Origin of the sequence: Pseudarthrobacter sulfonivorans (assembly GCF_001484605.1) — a bacterium.
GTDB classification, from domain to species: domain Bacteria; phylum Actinomycetota; class Actinomycetes; order Actinomycetales; family Micrococcaceae; genus Arthrobacter; species Arthrobacter sulfonivorans_A.
In genome coordinates this window covers 1,803,780-1,821,692 of record NZ_CP013747.1, presented here as the reverse complement: position 1 = coordinate 1,821,692, position 17,913 = coordinate 1,803,780, and the positions used below count along the sequence as shown (strand labels likewise).

The window sequence follows — 17,913 nt, the reverse complement described above, 5'->3', positions numbered from 1 at the left end:
GGAGACACCATGACTACTGACACATCGACAGTCCAGCAGCTCCCCGCGACCCACGTTGCCGACAGCCACGATCTGATCAGTGTGCAGGGCGCCCGGGAGAACAATCTCAAGGACATCAGCATCGAGATCCCCAAGCGGCGCCTGACCGTGTTCACCGGGGTGTCCGGATCGGGCAAGAGCTCACTGGTGTTCGCGACGATCGCCGCGGAGTCCCAGCGCATGATCAACGAGACCTACAGCGCCTTTGTGCAGGGGTTCATGCCTAACCTGGCGCGGCCCGACGTGGACCACCTCGACGGGCTGACCACGGCGATCATCGTTGACCAGGAGCGGATGGGCGCGAACCCTCGCTCCACGGTGGGCACTGCCACGGACGCCAACGCCATGCTCCGGATCCTCTTCAGCCGGCTGGGCACGCCGTACGTCGGGCCGCCCACGGCATTCTCCTTCAACGTCCCGACGCGGAAGGCCAGCGGTGTGATGAGCACCGAGAAGGCCGGCGGCCGGGTGGAGAAGGCCGTGGTGCAGAACGTTGTCTACCTGGGCGGCATGTGTGCGCGCTGCGAGGGCATGGGCTCGGTCTCCGACTTCGACCTCACGGCCTTGTACGACGACAGCAAGTCGCTCGGCGACGGTGCACTGACCGTCCCCGGCTACAGCATGGACGGCTGGTACGGCCGGCTGTTCGAGGGCATGGGACTCCCGATGGACAAGCCGATTGCCACGTTCACGAAGAAGCAGCTTGAGACGATGCTGTACTCCGAGCCCACCAAGATCAAGGTTGAGGGCATCAACCTCACGTTCGAGGGCATCATCCCGAAGATCCAGAAGTCCATGCTGTCCAAGGACGTCGAGGCGATGCAGCCGCACGTGCGGCGATTCGTGGAGAGCGCCATCACTTTCCAGGCCTGCCCCGAGTGCGAGGGCACGCGGCTCAGCCCCGAGGCCAGGTCCTCGAGGATCCAGGGCAAAAACATCGCCGACCTCTGCGAGATGCAGATCAGCGACCTGGCCGAGTGGGTCCGCGAATTCGACGAGCCGTCGGTTGCTCCGCTCCTCAAAGGCTTGCGGCACCTCCTTGACTCGTTCGCCGAGATCGGGCTGGGTTACCTCTCCCTCGACCGCCCGGCCGGCACCCTCTCCGGAGGAGAGGCCCAGCGCACCAAGATGATCCGGCACCTGGGGTCGTCCCTCACGGACGTCACCTACGTCTTCGACGAACCCACCATCGGCCTGCACCCGCACGACATCGAGCGGATGAACCAGTTGCTGCTTCAGCTGCGGGACAAGGGCAACACCGTGCTCGTCGTCGAGCACAAGCCCGAGACCATCGCCATCGCCGACCACGTGGTCGATCTCGGTCCCGGCGCCGGCACCGCGGGTGGCAATGTTTGCTTCGAGGGCAGCGTGGAGGGGCTGCGGGGGAGCGACACCATCACCGGCCGCCACCTCGATGACCGGGCCAAGGTCGGGGAATCAGTCCGCAAACTGTCAGGCGTCCTTGAGGTGCGTGGCGCCTCCACGCACAACCTGCAGAATGTGGACGTCGATGTTCCGCTCGGGGTGCTCTGCGTGGTGACGGGTGTGGCCGGTTCCGGCAAAAGCTCGCTGATCCATGGTTCCGTGGCAGGAGGGGACGGCGTTGTGGTGATCGACCAGGGCGCCATCAAGGGCTCCCGCCGCAGCAACCCCGCCACGTACACGGGCCTGCTCGAGCCGATCCGCAAGGCGTTCGCGAAGGCCAACGGCGTGAAGCCGGCGCTGTTCAGCTCCAACTCCGAAGGTGCCTGCCCCACCTGCAACGGCGCGGGCGTCATCTTCACCGAGCTCGGCGTGATGGCCACCGTCGAGTCCACGTGCGAGGACTGCGAGGGCCGGCGGTTCCAGGCGTCAGTGCTGGAATACACGCTGGGCGGCCGCAACATCTCCGAAGTGCTGGCCATGTCCATGACAGAGGCTGAAGTGTTCTTCAGCGAAGGGGAGGCCCGCACGCCCGCCGCCCACAAGATCCTGGACCGGCTCGTCGACGTCGGGCTCGGTTACCTGACCCTCGGCCAGCCGCTCACCACCCTGTCCGGCGGCGAGCGGCAGCGCGTCAAGCTGGCCACGCAGATGGCAGAGAAGGGCGACATCTACGTCCTCGACGAACCGACCACCGGCCTCCACCTCGCCGACGTCGAGAACCTGCTGGGCCTCCTTGACCGGCTTGTCGAGTCCGGCAAATCGGTCATCGTCATCGAGCACCACCAGGCGGTCATGGCGCACGCCGACTGGATCATCGACCTCGGTCCCGGCGCAGGGCACGACGGCGGCAAGGTCGTTTTCGAGGGCACGCCCGCAGAGCTTGTGGCCGCCAAGTCCACGCTCACCGGCAAGCACCTCGCGGCCTACGTCGCCGGCTGAATGCCGGTGCCCGGGAAGCGTGCCCGGGAAGCGTGCGGGTGCAGCGCGCGCTGCCGCTGCGCGGGGAAGTTCGCCTAGGCTTGAAGGACGCCAACCCAAGGGAGCAGTACACCCATGCGATCCATCCGCCGCCAGTTGCTGAGCGTTGTGCTCGGGACCTTCGTTCTCGCCGCCGCGCTGCTGGGGTTTTCCGCCCCGGCGTCGGCACATGATGCCGCCGAGTCCAGCAGCCCCGCGCAGGGCGCCACGGTGGCCACAACGCCGGAACAGGTCTCCGTCACCTTCAACAAGAACCCGCTGGGCATCGGCGCACAGTTCTCCGTCAAGGATTCCGCCGGGGCTGAGTGGGCGGACGGCGCTGTTGAGATCGTGGACAGCATTGCCACCCAAAAGCTCAAGGCCGGCGCTCCGGCGGGGGCGTACACGGTGGCCTGGCGGGTGGTCAGCTCGGATTCCCACCCGATCGAGGGGACGTTCGGCTTCACGGCGACCGCCGCGGCGGCGGGAGCCGCGCCCTCGGGAACATCGTCGGCGGGAGCATCGCCGTCGGCCGCTGTTCCCACGATGGGAACCGCGCAGCCGGGAACCGTGGCAGCCCCGGACCCGGCCGAAGACGCGTCCGAACCGTTCCCCTGGAGCCTGGTGATCTTTGCCGCAGTGGCCGTCGGGCTGCTGGTGGCCATCGGTATCCTCGCGAAGCGCCGCCTCACCGCAGGCAGCGACGACGAAACCGAACAGGCCTAGACGGCGGCGGCGCTTTCCGGGTGGACCGTGGCCTGGACCGTTGCTGAAATGGCCTGGCCCACGGTCTTCGCCTGACGCAGGACTTCCTTGGGTGAGGGCGTGATGAGCTCGCCCACTCCCACGAGGTAGATGCCGATCTGCCGCATGGCTGCCACTAGGTTGCGGCCAACCGTGATGCCGAAGTCGCTGAGCATGCGCCGCAGCTGGCTGTGCGCGCACCGGGTCAGCACAATGTTGTCAGCCAGCAGGATTCCGTTGGGCGTATGGACTTCCCACTTGCCGGACGGGGAGCCCGCGGTTGTTCCCGCAGTATTTCCGCTTGGTGCGCCGCCCACCATGGTCAGCTGAACCGCCCGGGTGGTGTTGCGGACATCCATGTGGTGGCTGGCGGCGTAGTTGCGCAGGTGGCGGAGGATCTCGTTGCGCTCCCGGAGGGAGTCGGAGTCTGCTGCGTCGCAGCGCTGCAGTGAAGCAGTGTTGGCCGGTTGTCCGGCGCCGAGGATGTCGAGCCCGTCCACCACAATCGCGTCCACGCCGCGGCGGCGCAGTTCTGCGCCAACAGCCAGGCCTGAGAGCCCCGTGCCGATGATCACCGTGGTGGTCCGTTCGGTCCCGCCATTCACAGGCATGCTTGACACTACAGTTTTCCTCCTTCAAAGGCTTTCGGATGCAGGCAGCGTTGCCCCGCATGCGTTCCGTTACCCCCAAAGTCCGGCCGCAGCACCGGCCCGGGACGCACCTGAATTGGGCGTCGGCGGACCGCAGTGCCTCGAAGACTACAGAACATTCAGGGCCGTGGATAGCCCAAACACAAACATTCTTCTTATCGTTGAATACGGTTGCCACTCCGTTTGCCATGGGCTGTGGATAACCCGCCATCCAGCGGTCCGCAGCCGCTTGCTAAGTGTCTGCGGACCGAGAATAGTGAGAAGCGGAAGCAGGGTTCTCCAGCCCGTCGGGGCCTACATCGCGGCCGGTGCGGGCGGAGGGCGCCGCTTCTGGCAGAATAGCCGCAACATAAGGCAGTATCGCGAGGAGGCGGCCCGATGGGCGCACAAGAGATGCATCCGGATCCGGAACAGGACCGGGCCGGAAATTCGGCTGCTCCGGTGGGGATAGTTGTGGGGGTGGATGGTTCCGACCACGGCCAGTGCGCTTTGGTGTGGGCTGCCCGGGAAGCCGAACGCCGCCGTCGGCCTTTGCATATTGTCACCGCGTATTCAGTGCCGATCTTTGCGGCGTCCGGGCTGGACGGCGGGTACGCCACCGTGGATGATTCCGTGATCCGCGAGGGCGCTGAAGCGATCGTCAAGCAGGCGCTGGACAAGGTTTCCGGCTACAACATCGAAGTTGACGGCTCCGTGGAGAACGGAGACGCTTCCGGCGTCCTCCTGGAAATGTCCGAGACAGCCGATCTGCTGGTGTTCGGCACCCGCGGCCGCGGCGGATTTGTGGGACGCCTGCTGGGTTCGGTGAGCAGCGCCCTGCCGGCTCACGCCAAGTGCCCCACGGTCACGGTGCCGCTGGTGTGTTCGGACCGGCTGGGCGAAACCACCGAAGACAAGCGCATCAGGGCCGAGCAGGCCAAGCCAGGACACAAGCAGGTCGAGAATGTTGTAGTGGTGGGCGTGGACGGGTCCGAGCAGGCACGGATCGCCGTGCTGGAGGCTGCCGACCAGGCCGAACGGCTCGGGGCAACCCTGCGCGTGATCTGTGCGGTGCCGCAGTTCAGCGGCTCCCTGGCCTGGGTTCCGGCCCCCATGGACCGCAAAGCCCTCTTCGAGGACATCCGGATCCAACTGGACGCCGGGATGGCCTGGCTCAAGAGCCACTATCCCAACCTTGCCGTGGAGTCGGAACTGCTGGACGGCTCGGCAGTGGACGTCCTCGTGGAGGCCAGCCGGCACGTGGAGCTCGTGGTGGTGGGCACCCGGGGCCGTGGCGGGTTCACCGGCATGCTCCTGGGTTCCACGTCCGGCGGCGTGCTGCACCATGCCAAGAGTCCGGTCCTGGTGGTTCCGGACCGCGACGATCCGCGGCTGGCGGACCGGGCGCAGTTCGGACCGATCCCCGGCGCAGCCTGACCCAACACCTTCGGAGCAGGAGGCATGAGAATGCCTGACACCGGCAGCCCGCCTCCCATCCTCGGATTGGAGGCGGTCACCGCAGCAATGGTTCCCCTGGTGGGTGGCAAAGCGGCCAACCTGGGGGAGCTGTTCGCCGCTGGGCTCCCCGTGCCGGACGGTTTCTGCCTCACCACGGAGGCCTACCTCGAGGCGACCGCGGGCCACCCACATCGAACGGACGGCCTGCTCGCCGACGTCCACACTGCTCTTCAGGCAACGCCCGACGGCGACCTCCCCGCCCTGGCTGCGCTGGCGTCCCGGGCCCGGGGTGTTATCCAAAACGCCCCGGTCCCCACCGAGGTGGCCGCCGCCGTCGAACAGGCCTATGCAGCCCTGGGGGACAACGTTCCGGTCGCCGTCCGGTCCTCAGCCACTGCGGAGGACCTTCCGTCGGCGAGTTTCGCCGGCCAGCAGGACACTTATCTGAACGTGGTGGGCGCTGCCGCCGTCGTGGAAGCCGTGCGCAACTGCTGGGCCTCGCTCTGGACGGACCGGGCCGTCAGCTACAGGGCAAGCCGGGGGATCGACCCGGCCGCGGTGGCGCTGGCCGTGGTGGTTCAGCGGATGGTGGACGCCACCGCCGCCGGCGTGCTTTTCACCGCCAACCCGCTGACGGGCCGCCGGAAGCAGGCCGTGATCGATGCCAGCCCGGGCTTGGGGGAAGCGGTAGTGTCCGGGGCCGTGAACCCGGACCATTTCGTCGTTGACCCACTCACCGGGCGCGTGCTGGAACGCCGGCTTGGCGACAAACGGATCGCGGTCCGGCCCATCCCCGGTGGCGGCACACGGACTCTGGCCATCAGCAACGGCGAGGCCGCGGCGTGCCTGACGGACAAGCAGGCCGCCGAACTTGCAGCCTTAGGCCACCGCGTGGAGGGTCACTTTGGCTCGCCGCAGGACATTGAATGGGCCATTGCCGGCGATGGTCATTTCTGGCTGACCCAGTCGCGGCCCATCACCACACTGTTCCCCGTCCCGCAACGGGCGGCCGGGGTGGGCACTCCCGGCGGGGAGGGCACGCGCGTTTACCTTTGCTTCAGCCTGGCGCAGGGCCTGACCCGCCCCATCACACCCATGGGCCTGGCAGCCTTCCGCCTCATTGGGTCGTCGGTGGCCCGTGCGGCGCAGTTCGATGTGCCCGAGCCACATAAGGGTCCGTCGCCGTATGCGGTGGCGGGCCAGCGCATCTACTTCGATCTGACCGCTGTAGCCCGCAGCACCACCGGCCGGCTGATCGTTCCCCGGGTCTTTGACGTGATGGAAGCCCGCTCGGCGACGGTGCTGCGCCGGGTGTTCGAGGACCCGCGGTTTTCCGTGACGCGCAGGACGCCGCTGGGCTTGCTGCGGCACGTTGTGCCGGCGGCGGTGCATGCCAGGGTGCCGGAGACGCTGCTCCGGGCCGTCTTCCGGCCGGATGCCGCTCTGCGGCGGGCCAACCGGCGGGCGCGGGAGTTCGCCGATTCCCTCGAACCGCCCGCCGGCGTCACCCCGCTGCAGCGCCTGGACCACGCCGAAAACCTGCTCGGCACGCGCATTTTCTCGGTAGTGCCGTCCATCGTGCCGCTCCCTGCGCTGGGTTTCGCCGCCCTGGCGCTCGTCGGAAAACTGCTGGGTGGCGGCCGGTGGGATGATCTGCAGGTTGTGCTCCGCGGGCTGCCCAACAATGTCACCACCGAGATGGACCTGGACCTGTGGCGGCTCGCCCAGGTGATTAGGAACGACGGCGTATCCCGCGCCGCTGTGACGGAGCGGAAACCCGCCGAGCTGGCCGAAGAGTTCCACTCGGGTCAGCTGCCCGCGGTGCTGCAGGCCGGGCTGGCTCGGTTTATGGGCCAGTACGGGCACCGCGCCGTGGCCGAGATCGACGTTGGCATGCCGCGCTGGTCCGATGACGCCACCCACATCGTGGGTGTCCTGGCCAACTACCTCCGGCTTGAGGGTTCCGCGCTGCCGCCGGACGCCCAGTTCAGCAACGCGGCGGAAGAAGCCGAAGCCTGCGTTGACCGCCTCGTTGGGGAGGCACACATCCGTGGGCGGCTGCGCGGGACGGTGGTCCGGGCGGCGCTGCGGCGGGCCAGGCTTTTCGCCGGATTGCGCGAACTGCCCAAATACCAGCTGGTGGTGGGCCTCGCCGAAGTGCGCAAGCAACTGGCCCTGGCCGGCGCGGCGCTGGCCGATGCCGGGGTGGTGGCCGACGCGGATGACATCTTCTTCCTCGACCTGGACGAAGCCAGGGCCGGCCTCAGTTCCGGAAAAGCTGACCTGCGCGACCTGGTGGCGCAGCGGCGCGCGGACTACGCCTTGGAACTGGAGCGGCGCCACATACCCCGGGTGCTGCTGTCGGACGGCACGGAACCGGAAGCCATTCCCGTGGCCGGCGCTGCGGCGGCATCCACAGTGCCGGGGGCACTGACCGGCAGTCCGGCGTCGGCCGGTGTTGTCACGGCGACAGCCCGCGTGATCCTCGACCCGGTGGGCGCGCACCTGGAACCGGGTGAAATCCTGGTGGCGCCGTCCACGGACCCCGGCTGGACGCCGTTGTTCCTCACCGCGGGCGGACTGGTGATGGAGATGGGCGGACCCAATTCCCATGGGGCCGTGGTGGCGCGGGAGTACGGCATCCCGGCGGTGGTGGGCGTCCCGGACGCCACGCTCCGGATCTTCACCGGGCAGGAAATAACGGTCGACGGCGGCGCCGGAACCGTGGTGCCGTCGTAGCCTGAGTGCCCTCGGCACGACTTCCAGAAGGGACGTGTGCGGCGGCGGTCCCCAGGCGTAACCTGAAGTATGGGCTCCAAGGATGAAGCAGGGCTGGCATGAACCGCGCATGGCTGCGCTGGGTGCCTGCCGCAGCTGTACCTGCAGTGATCGCCGCCGGTGTGCTGGTGGGATCCATTCCGGCGCGGGCCGGCGATCCGCTGCCACAAAAGTCTCCGGCTGAGGTCCTGACCCTCCTGGGTCAGCACAACACCAAGTCATTCTCCGGAACAGTCCATCAGTCCGCCGAGTTGGGCCTGCCCGAACTGCCGGCCGCCGGTCCCAGCTCCGGACCGGTGTCGGCCGGCGGGGCCGCGTCGGTCCTGGAGTTCCTGACCGGCGAGCACACCGCCCGGATCTTTATGGACGGGCCAACCAAGATGCGGGTCCAAGTGATGGACCGGCTCGCTGAACGCGACGTCATCCGGCGCGACAACGACGTGTGGTTCTACAACTCCAAGGACAACAGCGCCTCCCACCTGGCCCTGCCGGCGTTCGCCAGCGACCTGCCGCTGCCTGTGCCCGGAGTTCCCGCCCTGCCTGAACCTCCCGCACTGCCCGGCGACCTGCCGAGCCGGGACCTGCCCGCGCCCGTTCTGCCTATGCCCATCCTGCCCGGCGAGATCCTGCCCGGCCCACCAGTACCGCCCACCCCCGAGGACCTGGCCCGGAAATTCCTCGCCGTCGTGGACAGTTCCACCGAGGTGACGGTGGGTCCGGATGCCGAAGTCGCCGGCCGGTCCGCTTACAGCCTGGCACTGGCGCCAAGGACGCAGGGAACACTGCTTGAGAAGGTGGTCATCGCCGTCGACGGCGAGACAGGAATGCCGCTGCGGGTAACTGTGATGGCACGCGGCCAGGCGGAACCGGCTTTTGAAGCCGGCTTCACCAGCCTGTCCCTGGCGGCTCCGGACGACTCCGTGTTTACGTTTGTTGCCCCGCCGGGCGCCACTGTCAAAGAGCTGCCAGTGCCGCCGGTCCCGTATATGCCCGGCATGCCAGCCCTCCCGCCCAGTCCCGGTGGGATTACGCCCGGCGTGGTTCCAGACAGCGGCCCGGACCAGCCCACTGCGCCGGATCAGCCCACTGCGCCGGATCAGCCCACTGCGCCGGACCAGCCCACCGCGCCGGACCAGCCCGCGCCGCCGAAGCAGCTCCCCGCCCCGGATAAGATTCCCGGCAGCGACGCCAGCCTGCGGCACCGCGACGCACCCCGGCCAACAGTGACCGGCAAGGGCTGGGAAACCGTGATCGGGTTCCCCGCGGCACCCGGCGGGCAAGGGGCTGCCTGGACTGAATCCTTGCTGAAGGATCCGCTCCTGTCCCAGGCCGCCGTCGTCGTTCCTGGCGGACGGCTCCTGTCCACGGCACTGGTCAACGTCCTGCTGACCGACGACGGCAGGATCTTTGTGGGGATGGTCCCGGCTGAGCGGCTGCAGGCCGCCGCCGGCGCGGCGTGACCGCGGACGGGGGGACGGCTGCCGCCGGGATAGCCGCCGCCCGGACCATTTCGACAGGCAATGGGACAGCCGGGCTGACTATCGAGACCCAAGGCCTGAGCAAGCGTTTCGGCCACCAACTGGCGGTCGACAACGTGGACCTCGCCGTTCCCCACGGCGCCGTGTTCGGGTTCCTGGGACCCAACGGTTCCGGCAAAACCACCACCATCAGGATGCTGCTGGGCCTTGCCGCGGCGTCGGCCGGAACCGTCAGCGTCCTGGGCCTGCCGATGCCGCAGCGCCTGCACGAGGTCCTGCCGCGCGTCGGTGCGCTGGTGGAGGGACCGGCGTTTTATCCGTTTCTTTCCGGCACCGCCAACCTGCACCGCCTGGACGCCGCCGGCCGGCATGCGGCGCCCGCTACCCGGACCGCCCGCGTTGCATCGGCGCTGGAGCGGGTGGGTCTCTCACACGCCGCCGGCAAACGGGTCCACGCCTACTCGCTCGGCATGAAGCAGCGGCTGGGGATAGCCAACGCGCTGCTGTCGCCGCGGGAACTGCTGGTGCTTGATGAGCCCACCAACGGATTGGACCCGCAGGGAACGCGGGAAGTGCGGAGCCTGGTCCGGTCGCTGGCCGCCGACGGCGCCACCGTCTTCGTCTCCAGCCACCTCCTGGCAGAAGTGGAACAGATCTGCACGCACGCGGCCATCATGAGCGCCGGCCGGCTGGTGGCCCAGGGGCCGCTGGCGGAGCTCCGCCAGGCCGGTGAGACGCGGATCCGCCTGTTAACGCCCGACGCCGGGACGGCCAGTGAGGTCCTGCTGCGGTTGGGCATGCCCCCGGAGAGAAGCCCTGAGGCCGGAACGCCAGAACCTGACGGGGACGTGCTGACCGCCGTCGCCGCTGCGTCGCGGCTGGCGGCCCCGGAGGACATTGTGGCGGAGCTCGTGGCGGCCGGGGTGCGCGTGCGGGGCTTTTCCGTTGAGCGGGAGAGCCTGGAGGAGCGCTTTGTGGCGCTGACGGGGGAGGGGTTCGACATTGCCCAATAGTGCTTCCGACGCCGGTAGTTTCCCTTCAGCCAGCAGCGTTCCTGATGCCCGTAGTGGTTCCGAAACCAGCAGTGGTTCCGATGCCAGTAGTGGTTCCGGGCTCAGGAGCGCTCCAGGTGCGCCGTCGAGCCTGTCCCTGCTGGCGTCTGAGCTGAAGACGCTGTTCCGGCGTCGCCGGACCGCGGCCATGCTGCTGGCGCTTGCCGCGATACCGGTGCTGATCGCAGTCGCCGTCCGGCTCTCGTCATCCGTTCCGCCCGGAAGGGGACCGGCGTTCTTGGACCGGATCAGCCAGAACGGGCTGTTTGTCGCGGTCACGGCGATGCTGGTCTCCGTGCCGCTGTTTCTTCCCCTGACCATTGGTGTGGTGGCGGGCGATACCATCGCCGGCGAGGCGAGCCTGGGCACGCTGCGCTACCTGTTGGTGGCGCCCGCCGGGCGGGTTCGCCTGCTGCTGGTGAAGTACGCCGGGGCGCTGGCGTTCTGCCTGGCCGCTCCCGTCACCGTTGCGCTGGCCGGGGCGGCGATCGGAGCGTCGCTGTTCCCCGTTGGGCCGGTGACGCTCCTGTCCGGCGACGTCGTCCAGCCCCCTGAGGCCGCGCTGCGGCTGGTCCTGATTGCTGCCTACCTTGCGGTGTCCCTGGCAGGGCTCTCGGCGATCGGCCTGTTCCTGTCCACCTTGACGGTGGTCCCGGTGGGCGCCATGGCCGCCACTGTGGTGCTGTCAGTGGTCTCGCAGGTCCTGGACCAGTTGCCGCAGTTGGAATGGCTGCACCCTTGGCTGTTTACGCATTACTGGTTCGGCTTCGCGGACGTCCTGCGCCAACCGGTGCTGTGGGACAGTTTTGCCAGCAACGCGCTGCTGCAGGCGGGCTACATCGCCGTCTTCGGGGCGCTCGCCTATGGCCGGTTCGTCACCAAGGACGTTTTGTCCTGAGGCTGGATGTCCTGCGCTGGCCCGGTCAGTAGCGGGCTGCGTAAGGGTGAAGCTGCATCCCGGCCATCCAGCTCAACTGGGTCACGCCGATGCCCTCGTCCGGGTTCAGCGCCTGCACTACCTGGCCATTCCCCAGGTAGATGGCCACGTGATAGAAGCCCGGCGCTGAGCCCCAGACGAGCAGGTCTCCACGCCGCGCCTGGGAGATCGGCACGTGAACGGGAGCTGCCGCGTACTGCTGCGCAGCGGTGCGCGGCAGGTACTTGCCGGCGGCGGCGAAGGCTGTTTGCACGAGGCCGGAGCAGTCAAAGCCGTTGGGGCCCGTGCCGCCGTACTGGTAGAAGTACGGCGCCCCCACCTTGGACATCGCCACGGAGATGGCAGTCTCATTGGAACCGCCCGGCGATGGGGCTGGGGCTGGTGCTGGCCCGGGAGCAGGGGCAGGGGCTGGCGCGGGTGCTGGAGCCGGGGCTGGTGCAGGTGCGGGAGTCGGTACTGGAACTGGAGCTGGCGCAGGCGCAGGCACTGGAGCGGGGGCCGTTGCGGCCGGCAGGTTCCCGCCAGCGGCCGGTCCGGCTGCGGGCCGGTCTGGCGCTGCTTGGGCCGCAGCCCGATCAGCAGCCGCAGTCAGTTCGGCGAGCCTCGCCTCCTCGCGCTGCCGGTCCAAGGCGTCAATGCGAGCCGATTCGAGGGCAACAGTGGTGTTCCGCAGCTGGGCGAGCTGATCCACGAGGATTGTCCGCTGCGCCGCGGCTTCGGCTACGGCCTTGGCCTGGGTGGCGTTGGCTTGTTCGGCCTCTTCCTTGCGGGCTTCGGCCTTCTGGGCGGCGTCATCGGCGGCCCGGTTGGCGTCGTCGGCGGCCGCCGTCAGGGACTGCGCCGCGGAGGCTGCCGAGGCGGCTGCTTCGAAGGCGCGGCTCCGGCTGGCCGAAATGGCTTCCAGCGTTGCGGCCTGGTGCAAAGCTTCGGCCTTGCCGCTGACGAAGGTGCCCAGCGTCGGGTTCAGCCCGCCGTTGCGGTAGAGGTCGCCGGCGAGCTGGCCTACCTGCTTCCGGGTCCTGTCCTGCTCGTTGGTCGCAGCGGTGGCCTTGGCCGTGGCCACTTCCGCAGCCGTCCTGCGGTCCTGCAGTTCCACCAGGGCTTCGCCGTAGGCGTTGTTGGCTTGCAGCGACAAGGCAAACGTGGCTTGCTGGGCGCTGGTGGCGTCGGCCAGGAGGCGTTCGATGATGGCGACCTGATCCGCCGTCGCGCGTTCACTCGCCTTAGCTGTGGCGATGTCCTCCGGGGTGGGAAGTTCCGGCGACGCCGGACGCTGGACTGTTGGAGCCTGCGGTAGCGGTGCTGCCTGGGCGGGGAGGGTCATGGTGCCGAAAAGTACGACGGCGGTGCACAGTACGGCGGCCTTCAGGCCGGATCCGGTCAAACCCATTCGCAGAACCTCGCACGCAGTAAGGCTGGGGGAGCGAGGTCTGGTGGCGGCACAAGGAGCCCCTCTGCTGATCTCCCAGCAGTCCGAGGCTACGTGAGCGTGTGCACTTTGGCAACACTGGTCACATCAATAACATAATCAACAAGAGCGCGATTCCGGCACATCTGTATCCGGCGTGTCGCGGAATCGGCTCCCGTTCCGCAGGGGTCCCCGCTGACTCCACTGCACCCAAGTCACTGAACGCCCTCCATCGAACGCACGCCGCCGTCAGCGTTCAGGTCAAAAGAGGGTTAGATCAAAAGGCTGCTCCCGTGAGTTGACGTCACGGGAGGCAGCCTCTTGCGTGCCCGGGCGTCTGCCGGCCGCGGATTTCCTGGGTGAGTGCCCTCGCCGGTGGCCAAAAGAGTGCTCGGGGTGACGCAAGTGGGGCCTGGCGGTGGGGCTGGGATCCGGCAGCGTGCGTCAAAGCGACGCAGGAGCAGCACGCAGAGGATGTCAGCCTCACTGCCCGGGGGGCTACGCGTGCTGGCGCGATTCGTGCTCCGAGTGGCTGGCGGGTTCCAGCTGGAATGTGCAGTGCTCGGTGTCAAAGTGGGAGCCCAGGCACGTGGTGAGCTTGTCCAGGAGCTGGTCGGCGCCCCGGGCATTCAGGACGCCGTCCTCCACCACCACGTGGGCCGAAAACACCGGCACGCCGGACGTGATGGTCCAGATGTGGATGTCATGGACGTCAACCACTCCGTCAACGCTGAGGATGTGTTCGCGGATCATCTGCACTTCCACGCCTTTGGGGGTTGCCTCCAGGAGGACGTCCACCACATCCCGCAGCAGGCTCCAGGCCCGCGGCAGGATCATGATGGCGATGAGCACGGAGGCGATCGTGTCGGCGGCCTGGTAGCCGGTGAACATGATGACCAGGGCAGCAACGATGACGGCGACTGAGCCCAGCAGGTCGCCCAGCACCTCAAGGTAGGCGCCCCGGACGTTCAGGCTGTCCTGGTGGGCGCCGCGCAGGATCAGCAACGAAACCAGGTTGGCCACCGCGCCCAGGATGGCGGCGAAGAGCATGATGCCGGTGTGGACCTCGGGCGCGGAGCCGATCCTGCGGATGGCCTCGGTGAAGATGACCACCGAGATGACAATCAGGATCAGCGCGTTGGCCAGGGCGGCCAGGACCTCGGCACGCTGGTAGCCGTAGGTCCGCTGATCGCTCGCCGGGCGTCCGGCGATCCAGGCAGCCAGGAGCGCGATGGTCACGCCTGCCGCGTCGGAGAGCATGTGGCCGGCATCAGCCAGCAGGGCCAATGATCCGGACAGTGCCGCGCCGATCACCTGGACCACCACCACCGCCAGGGTGATGGCCAGGACGGCGATGAGCCGTTTGCGGTGCCGGCCTGTTGCCGTGATCCCGTGTGTGTGGCTGTGGTCGTGTCCCATGCCTACAAGGCTAGTCCCAGCCGAGCTCGTGCAGCCGCCGGTCATCGATGCCGAAGTGGTGGGCGATCTCGTGGACCACCGTCACGGCCACTTCCTGGATCACCTCGTCGCGTGACCCGCAGATGTCCAGGATGGGTTGGCGGAAGATGGTGATCCGGTCCGGCAGTGAACCGGCGTCCCACCATGAATCCCGCTCCGTCAAGGGAACACCCTCATAGAGGCCCAGCAGAACGGTGTCCGGGTCCTCGCCCGGGCCGGGCACGTAGTCGTCCTCGACAAACACCGCTACATTGTCCATGGCGGCCGCAAGCTTGGCGGGAATCAGGCCCAGGGCATCCGTGACGGCGGCTTCGAAATCGTCAGCGGACATCTCAAACGGACCGGACTCTTGCGGGCCATCCGGGATGATGGGCAGGCCGGGCGGCAGGTTGACGGGCATATGCAGACTCTAGTCCGCAGCCGCGTTGGCGCGCATACTGAATCCCATCCCTGACCGCCTGTGAGGAGCCGGATGTCCGTCCGCCATCGCCTTTTTGCCGCCATGTACGACACGTTGTCGGCCTCTGTAGAGCGCAGGGAGCTGTCTCCGCGCCGGGCGCGGCTGCTCTCCCCGCTGGCGGGAACCGTGGTGGACGTCGGCGCAGGCACCGGGGCCAACCTGCGGCACTTCCGCCACGCTGACCGGGTAATCCTCGTGGAACCGGACCCCTACATGCGGGCCAGATTGCGGGCACGTCTGGGGGAGTCGCCCGTTCCGGTGGAGGTTTCCGACGCCGATGCGGAGCACCTGCCGCTGCCGGACGGCACAGCTGACGCCGTCGTATTCACCCTGGTGCTGTGCTCGGTGCCGGATCAGCGGCTTGCTCTGTTGGAGGCCCGCAGGGTGCTCAAACCCGGAGGTACCCTCGCGGTGCTGGAACATGTCCGGGGACAGGGCCGTGCGGCCCGCTGGCAGGACAGGCTGGACGGTCTGTGGGGCCGTTGTGTGGCGCCGGGTTGCCACCTCAACCGGAACACGGTGGCGTCCATCGGCGAGGGCGGGTTTGAATTCACAGAAGTCAGCAGGTTGGAGGCTCCGGCTGTTGCCCTAGCCACGCCGATCATCGCGGGCACGGCAGTGAAGCGATCGGAACCCTGAGAGCCCCTACCGGGACCTGCGGCGAGTCAGGCCCACACCCACCAGGCAGACCACCCCGCCCACCAGGCCCAGCACGGCGGGGACTTCGCTGAGGATCAGCCAGGAGATCAGGATGGTGGTGCCCGGCACCAGATAGGTGGTCGCCGCCAGTTTTCCGGCGTCAATCAGGGACAGTGCGTAGGCCCAGGTGGTGAACGCTATGGCGGTTGGGAAGACGCCCAGATACACCAGGCCCAGTGTTGCCGGCAGCGGGGCCGACTGCAGTTCGGACACCAGCTGGCCGCTGAAGGGCAGGCAGCAGACGGCCCCCACCATGATGCCGAACCAGGTGGCCTGGCCCGCCGGGAACTTCCGCAGCACCGGCTTCTGGATGATGACGCTGACGGCGGCGAGCACGGCGGCAAGGAGGCAGAGCAGCACGCCCGCCACATCCGCCGTCGAACGTTCCCCGGAACCTGAGCCGGATCCGAGCGCGATCAGCGCCACCCCGCCGAACGCCACCAGGCTGCCGATTATCAGCCAGCGCGGGAAGCCCTCCTTCAGGAAGAAACCGGCCATGATGGCAACGAGGATGGGGTTGACGTTGATCAAGAGCGCGGCGGTCCCGGCGTCCAGCAGGTGTTCCGCCGCGTTCAGGGCCACGTTGTAGCCGCCGAACCACATCACGCCGTACCCCAGGATGGGCCACCATTCGCGGCCTTGCGGCAGCACTCTGCTCTTGGCCAGCTGCGGCAGCACCAGTGCACCGAGCACGACGGCGGCAACCGCCAGCCTGCCCAGGGTCAGGGATCCCGGGGAGAAGGTGGGGCCGATGGCCCGGATCCCCACGAACGCCGAAGCCCAGAGCACCACGGTGACCACCACGGCGGCGACGCCGAGCGCTGGGAGGGGTGCTTGAAGCCATGCTGCCAATCTATCTCCGCGGCGACGCCGGCAGCTGGCGGGAATCGGTCACGTCTAGTCGAGTTTCTGCCAATCCCGGGCCGACCACTCCAGCAGCCGCTCCAGGGGCCAGGTGGTCACAATGCGCTCCGCGGGAATGTTGTTGTGCGCGGCGCGGGCAGCCCCGTACTGGAGGAAGTCGAGCTGGCCCGGAGCGTGGGCGTCGCTGTCGATCGAGAACAGGCAGCCGGCGTCGAGGGCCAGCTGGATCAGGTCATCCGGCGGGTCCTGCCGCTCGGGGCGGGAGTTGATTTCTACCGCTACGTTGGATTCCGCGCACGCGGCGAAGACCTCCCGGGCGTCGAAGTCCGATGGGGGCCGCGTGCCGCGGGAGCCTTCCACCAGGCGTCCAGTGCAGTGGCCCAGCACGTTGGTCCGGGGGTTCTGGATGCCCTGGAGCATCCGCCGGGTCATGGTGTTGCGGTCTGCCCGGAGCTTCGAATGGACACTGGCCACCACAATATCCAGCCGCTCCAGCATGTCCGGTGACTGGTCCAGTTCGCCGGATTCCAGGATGTCCACTTCGATGCCGGTCAGGAGCCGGAATCCGTCCTTTTTGCCGTCAACTGCGGCGGCGTTGATGGTAGCCACAACGTCGAGCTGTTCGGTCAGGCGCTCGGCGCTGAGCCCGTTGGCGATGGTCAGGTTGGGGGAGTGGTCCGTCAAGGCCAGGTACTCGCGGCCCAGCAGTCGCGCGGCGTCTGCCATGAGCTGGATGGGGGAGCCGCCGTCGGACCAGTCGCTGTGGCTGTGGAGGTCGCCGCGGAGTGCTGCGTGGAGTTCGGCCCCGCCGTCCGCCAGGGGCACCGCGCTGCGCTGGCGAAGGCCCTCAAGGTACTCGGGCACCTCGCCGTCCACTGCCTGCCGGACCACCTGGTAGGTCCTGTCGCCGATGCCCTTCATGCTCTTGAGCCTGCCGTCCCGGGCCCGGGACGCCACCTCGGAAGGGTCAAGCCCGGCGATGATCCCCGCCGCCTTCCGGAAGGCCTGGACCTTGAAGGTGGCAGCGCCTTCCCTTTCCAACCAGAAAGCAATTTCATTGAGTGCGGCGACGGCATCCATTTGTCCATCTTCGCCTGTTCCGGCCGCTTCAGTCAGGTGTCTGGGGGCCGATTTTGAGTTATTCCCGCCAAGGCCCTATAGTTTTAGAGTCCAGTTCGGAGCAACTGCAAAACGAAAGACTGAGAGCCTCGGCTCGAAGCCTTTTATTTTGTGCCGAACGGGTTCTGGCCCCCATCGTCTAGCGGCCTAGGACACCGCCCTTTCACGGCGGCGGCACGGGTTCGAATCCCGTTGGGGGTACGCAAGGAACTGGTCTGGCAGGCTGAAAACGTCTGGTAAGCTGGAAGCCTTGAAAAAAGCGGTAGCGATGCCGCGAAGCAAGAAAATCAAGGCCCTGTAGCGCAGTTGGTTAGCGCGCCGCCCTGTCACGGCGGAGGTCGCGGGTTCAAGTCCCGTCAGGGTCGCTCTGATTGCCAGAAGAAATTCCGGCGGTCAAGGTGACATGTC

The 17,913-nt window shown here is 67.8% G+C and carries 14 protein-coding genes and 2 tRNA genes; 10 read left to right on the top strand and 6 right to left on the bottom strand.

Going from position 1 to position 17,913, the window contains the following annotated elements; translation table 11 throughout:
• Positions 1 to 9: 9 nt before the first annotated feature.
• Positions 10 to 2,403, top strand: coding sequence for an ATP-binding cassette domain-containing protein (locus tag AU252_RS08005; RefSeq protein ID WP_058930257.1), 2,394 nt, complete (start codon positions 10 to 12; stop codon positions 2,401 to 2,403).
• Between the two features lie 114 nt (positions 2,404 to 2,517).
• Positions 2,518 to 3,147, top strand: a complete 630-nt coding sequence (locus AU252_RS08000; RefSeq protein ID WP_058930256.1) for a copper resistance CopC family protein — start codon at positions 2,518 to 2,520, stop codon at positions 3,145 to 3,147.
• On the opposite strand, the gene AU252_RS07995 is transcribed toward AU252_RS08000, so the two are convergent.
• Entirely contained in the window at positions 3,144 to 3,776 is a 633-nt protein-coding gene (locus tag AU252_RS07995; protein ID WP_058930255.1) for an FAD-dependent oxidoreductase, read from the bottom strand. The genes AU252_RS08000 and AU252_RS07995 overlap by 4 nt on opposite strands.
• Before the next feature lie 417 nt (positions 3,777 to 4,193).
• Between AU252_RS07995 and AU252_RS07990 the strand changes: the two genes are divergently transcribed.
• From AU252_RS07990 to AU252_RS07970, 5 genes are all read left to right on the top strand, one after another.
• A complete protein-coding gene (locus AU252_RS07990; RefSeq protein WP_058930254.1) occupies positions 4,194 to 5,231 on the top strand; it encodes a universal stress protein in 1,038 nt (345 codons plus the stop codon).
• Between the two features lie 30 nt (positions 5,232 to 5,261).
• Positions 5,262 to 7,991: a PEP/pyruvate-binding domain-containing protein gene (locus AU252_RS07985; protein ID WP_240484348.1), complete on the top strand. Its 2,730-nt coding sequence runs from the start codon at positions 5,262 to 5,264 to the stop codon at positions 7,989 to 7,991.
• 98 nt (positions 7,992 to 8,089) lie between these two features.
• A complete protein-coding gene (locus tag AU252_RS24490; RefSeq protein WP_058930252.1) occupies positions 8,090 to 9,490 on the top strand; it encodes a hypothetical protein in 1,401 nt (466 codons plus the stop codon).
• A gap of 47 nt (positions 9,491 to 9,537) precedes the next feature.
• Positions 9,538 to 10,521 carry an ABC transporter ATP-binding protein gene (locus AU252_RS07975; RefSeq protein ID WP_430929483.1) on the top strand — a complete coding sequence of 328 codons (984 nt, stop codon included), beginning with the start codon at positions 9,538 to 9,540 and terminating at the stop codon, positions 10,519 to 10,521.
• A gap of 139 nt (positions 10,522 to 10,660) precedes the next feature.
• Complete coding sequence (locus AU252_RS07970; RefSeq protein ID WP_058932826.1) at positions 10,661 to 11,458, top strand: ABC transporter permease; 798 nt, start codon at positions 10,661 to 10,663, stop codon at positions 11,456 to 11,458.
• A 25-nt stretch (positions 11,459 to 11,483) separates the two neighbouring features.
• On the opposite strand, the gene AU252_RS07965 is transcribed toward AU252_RS07970, so the two are convergent.
• From AU252_RS07965 to AU252_RS07955, 3 genes are all read right to left on the bottom strand, one after another.
• Entirely contained in the window at positions 11,484 to 12,887 is a 1,404-nt protein-coding gene (locus AU252_RS07965; protein WP_058930251.1) for a C40 family peptidase, read from the bottom strand.
• 516 nt (positions 12,888 to 13,403) lie between these two features.
• Positions 13,404 to 14,324, bottom strand: a complete 921-nt coding sequence (locus tag AU252_RS07960) for a cation diffusion facilitator family transporter (protein WP_058930250.1) — start codon at positions 14,322 to 14,324, stop codon at positions 13,404 to 13,406.
• 10 nt (positions 14,325 to 14,334) lie between these two features.
• Positions 14,335 to 14,763, bottom strand: a complete 429-nt coding sequence (locus tag AU252_RS07955) for a metallopeptidase family protein (RefSeq protein ID WP_056348808.1) — start codon at positions 14,761 to 14,763, stop codon at positions 14,335 to 14,337.
• Positions 14,764 to 14,835: 72 nt separating this feature from the next.
• Between AU252_RS07955 and AU252_RS07950 the strand changes: the two genes are divergently transcribed.
• Entirely contained in the window at positions 14,836 to 15,462 is a 627-nt protein-coding gene (locus tag AU252_RS07950; RefSeq protein ID WP_058930249.1) for a class I SAM-dependent methyltransferase, read from the top strand.
• A 6-nt stretch (positions 15,463 to 15,468) separates the two neighbouring features.
• On the opposite strand, the gene AU252_RS07945 is transcribed toward AU252_RS07950, so the two are convergent.
• Positions 15,469 to 16,374: a DMT family transporter gene (locus AU252_RS07945; RefSeq protein WP_058930248.1), complete on the bottom strand. Its 906-nt coding sequence runs from the start codon at positions 16,372 to 16,374 to the stop codon at positions 15,469 to 15,471.
• A 45-nt stretch (positions 16,375 to 16,419) separates the two neighbouring features.
• Positions 16,420 to 17,466: a PHP domain-containing protein gene (locus tag AU252_RS07940; protein ID WP_058930247.1), complete on the bottom strand. Its 1,047-nt coding sequence runs from the start codon at positions 17,464 to 17,466 to the stop codon at positions 16,420 to 16,422.
• Positions 17,467 to 17,633: 167 nt separating this feature from the next.
• Between AU252_RS07940 and AU252_RS07935 the strand changes: the two genes are divergently transcribed.
• Positions 17,634 to 17,706, top strand: a tRNA-Glu gene (locus AU252_RS07935).
• 90 nt (positions 17,707 to 17,796) lie between these two features.
• Positions 17,797 to 17,870 (top strand) — tRNA-Asp (locus AU252_RS07930).
• Positions 17,871 to 17,913 lie beyond the last annotated feature (43 nt).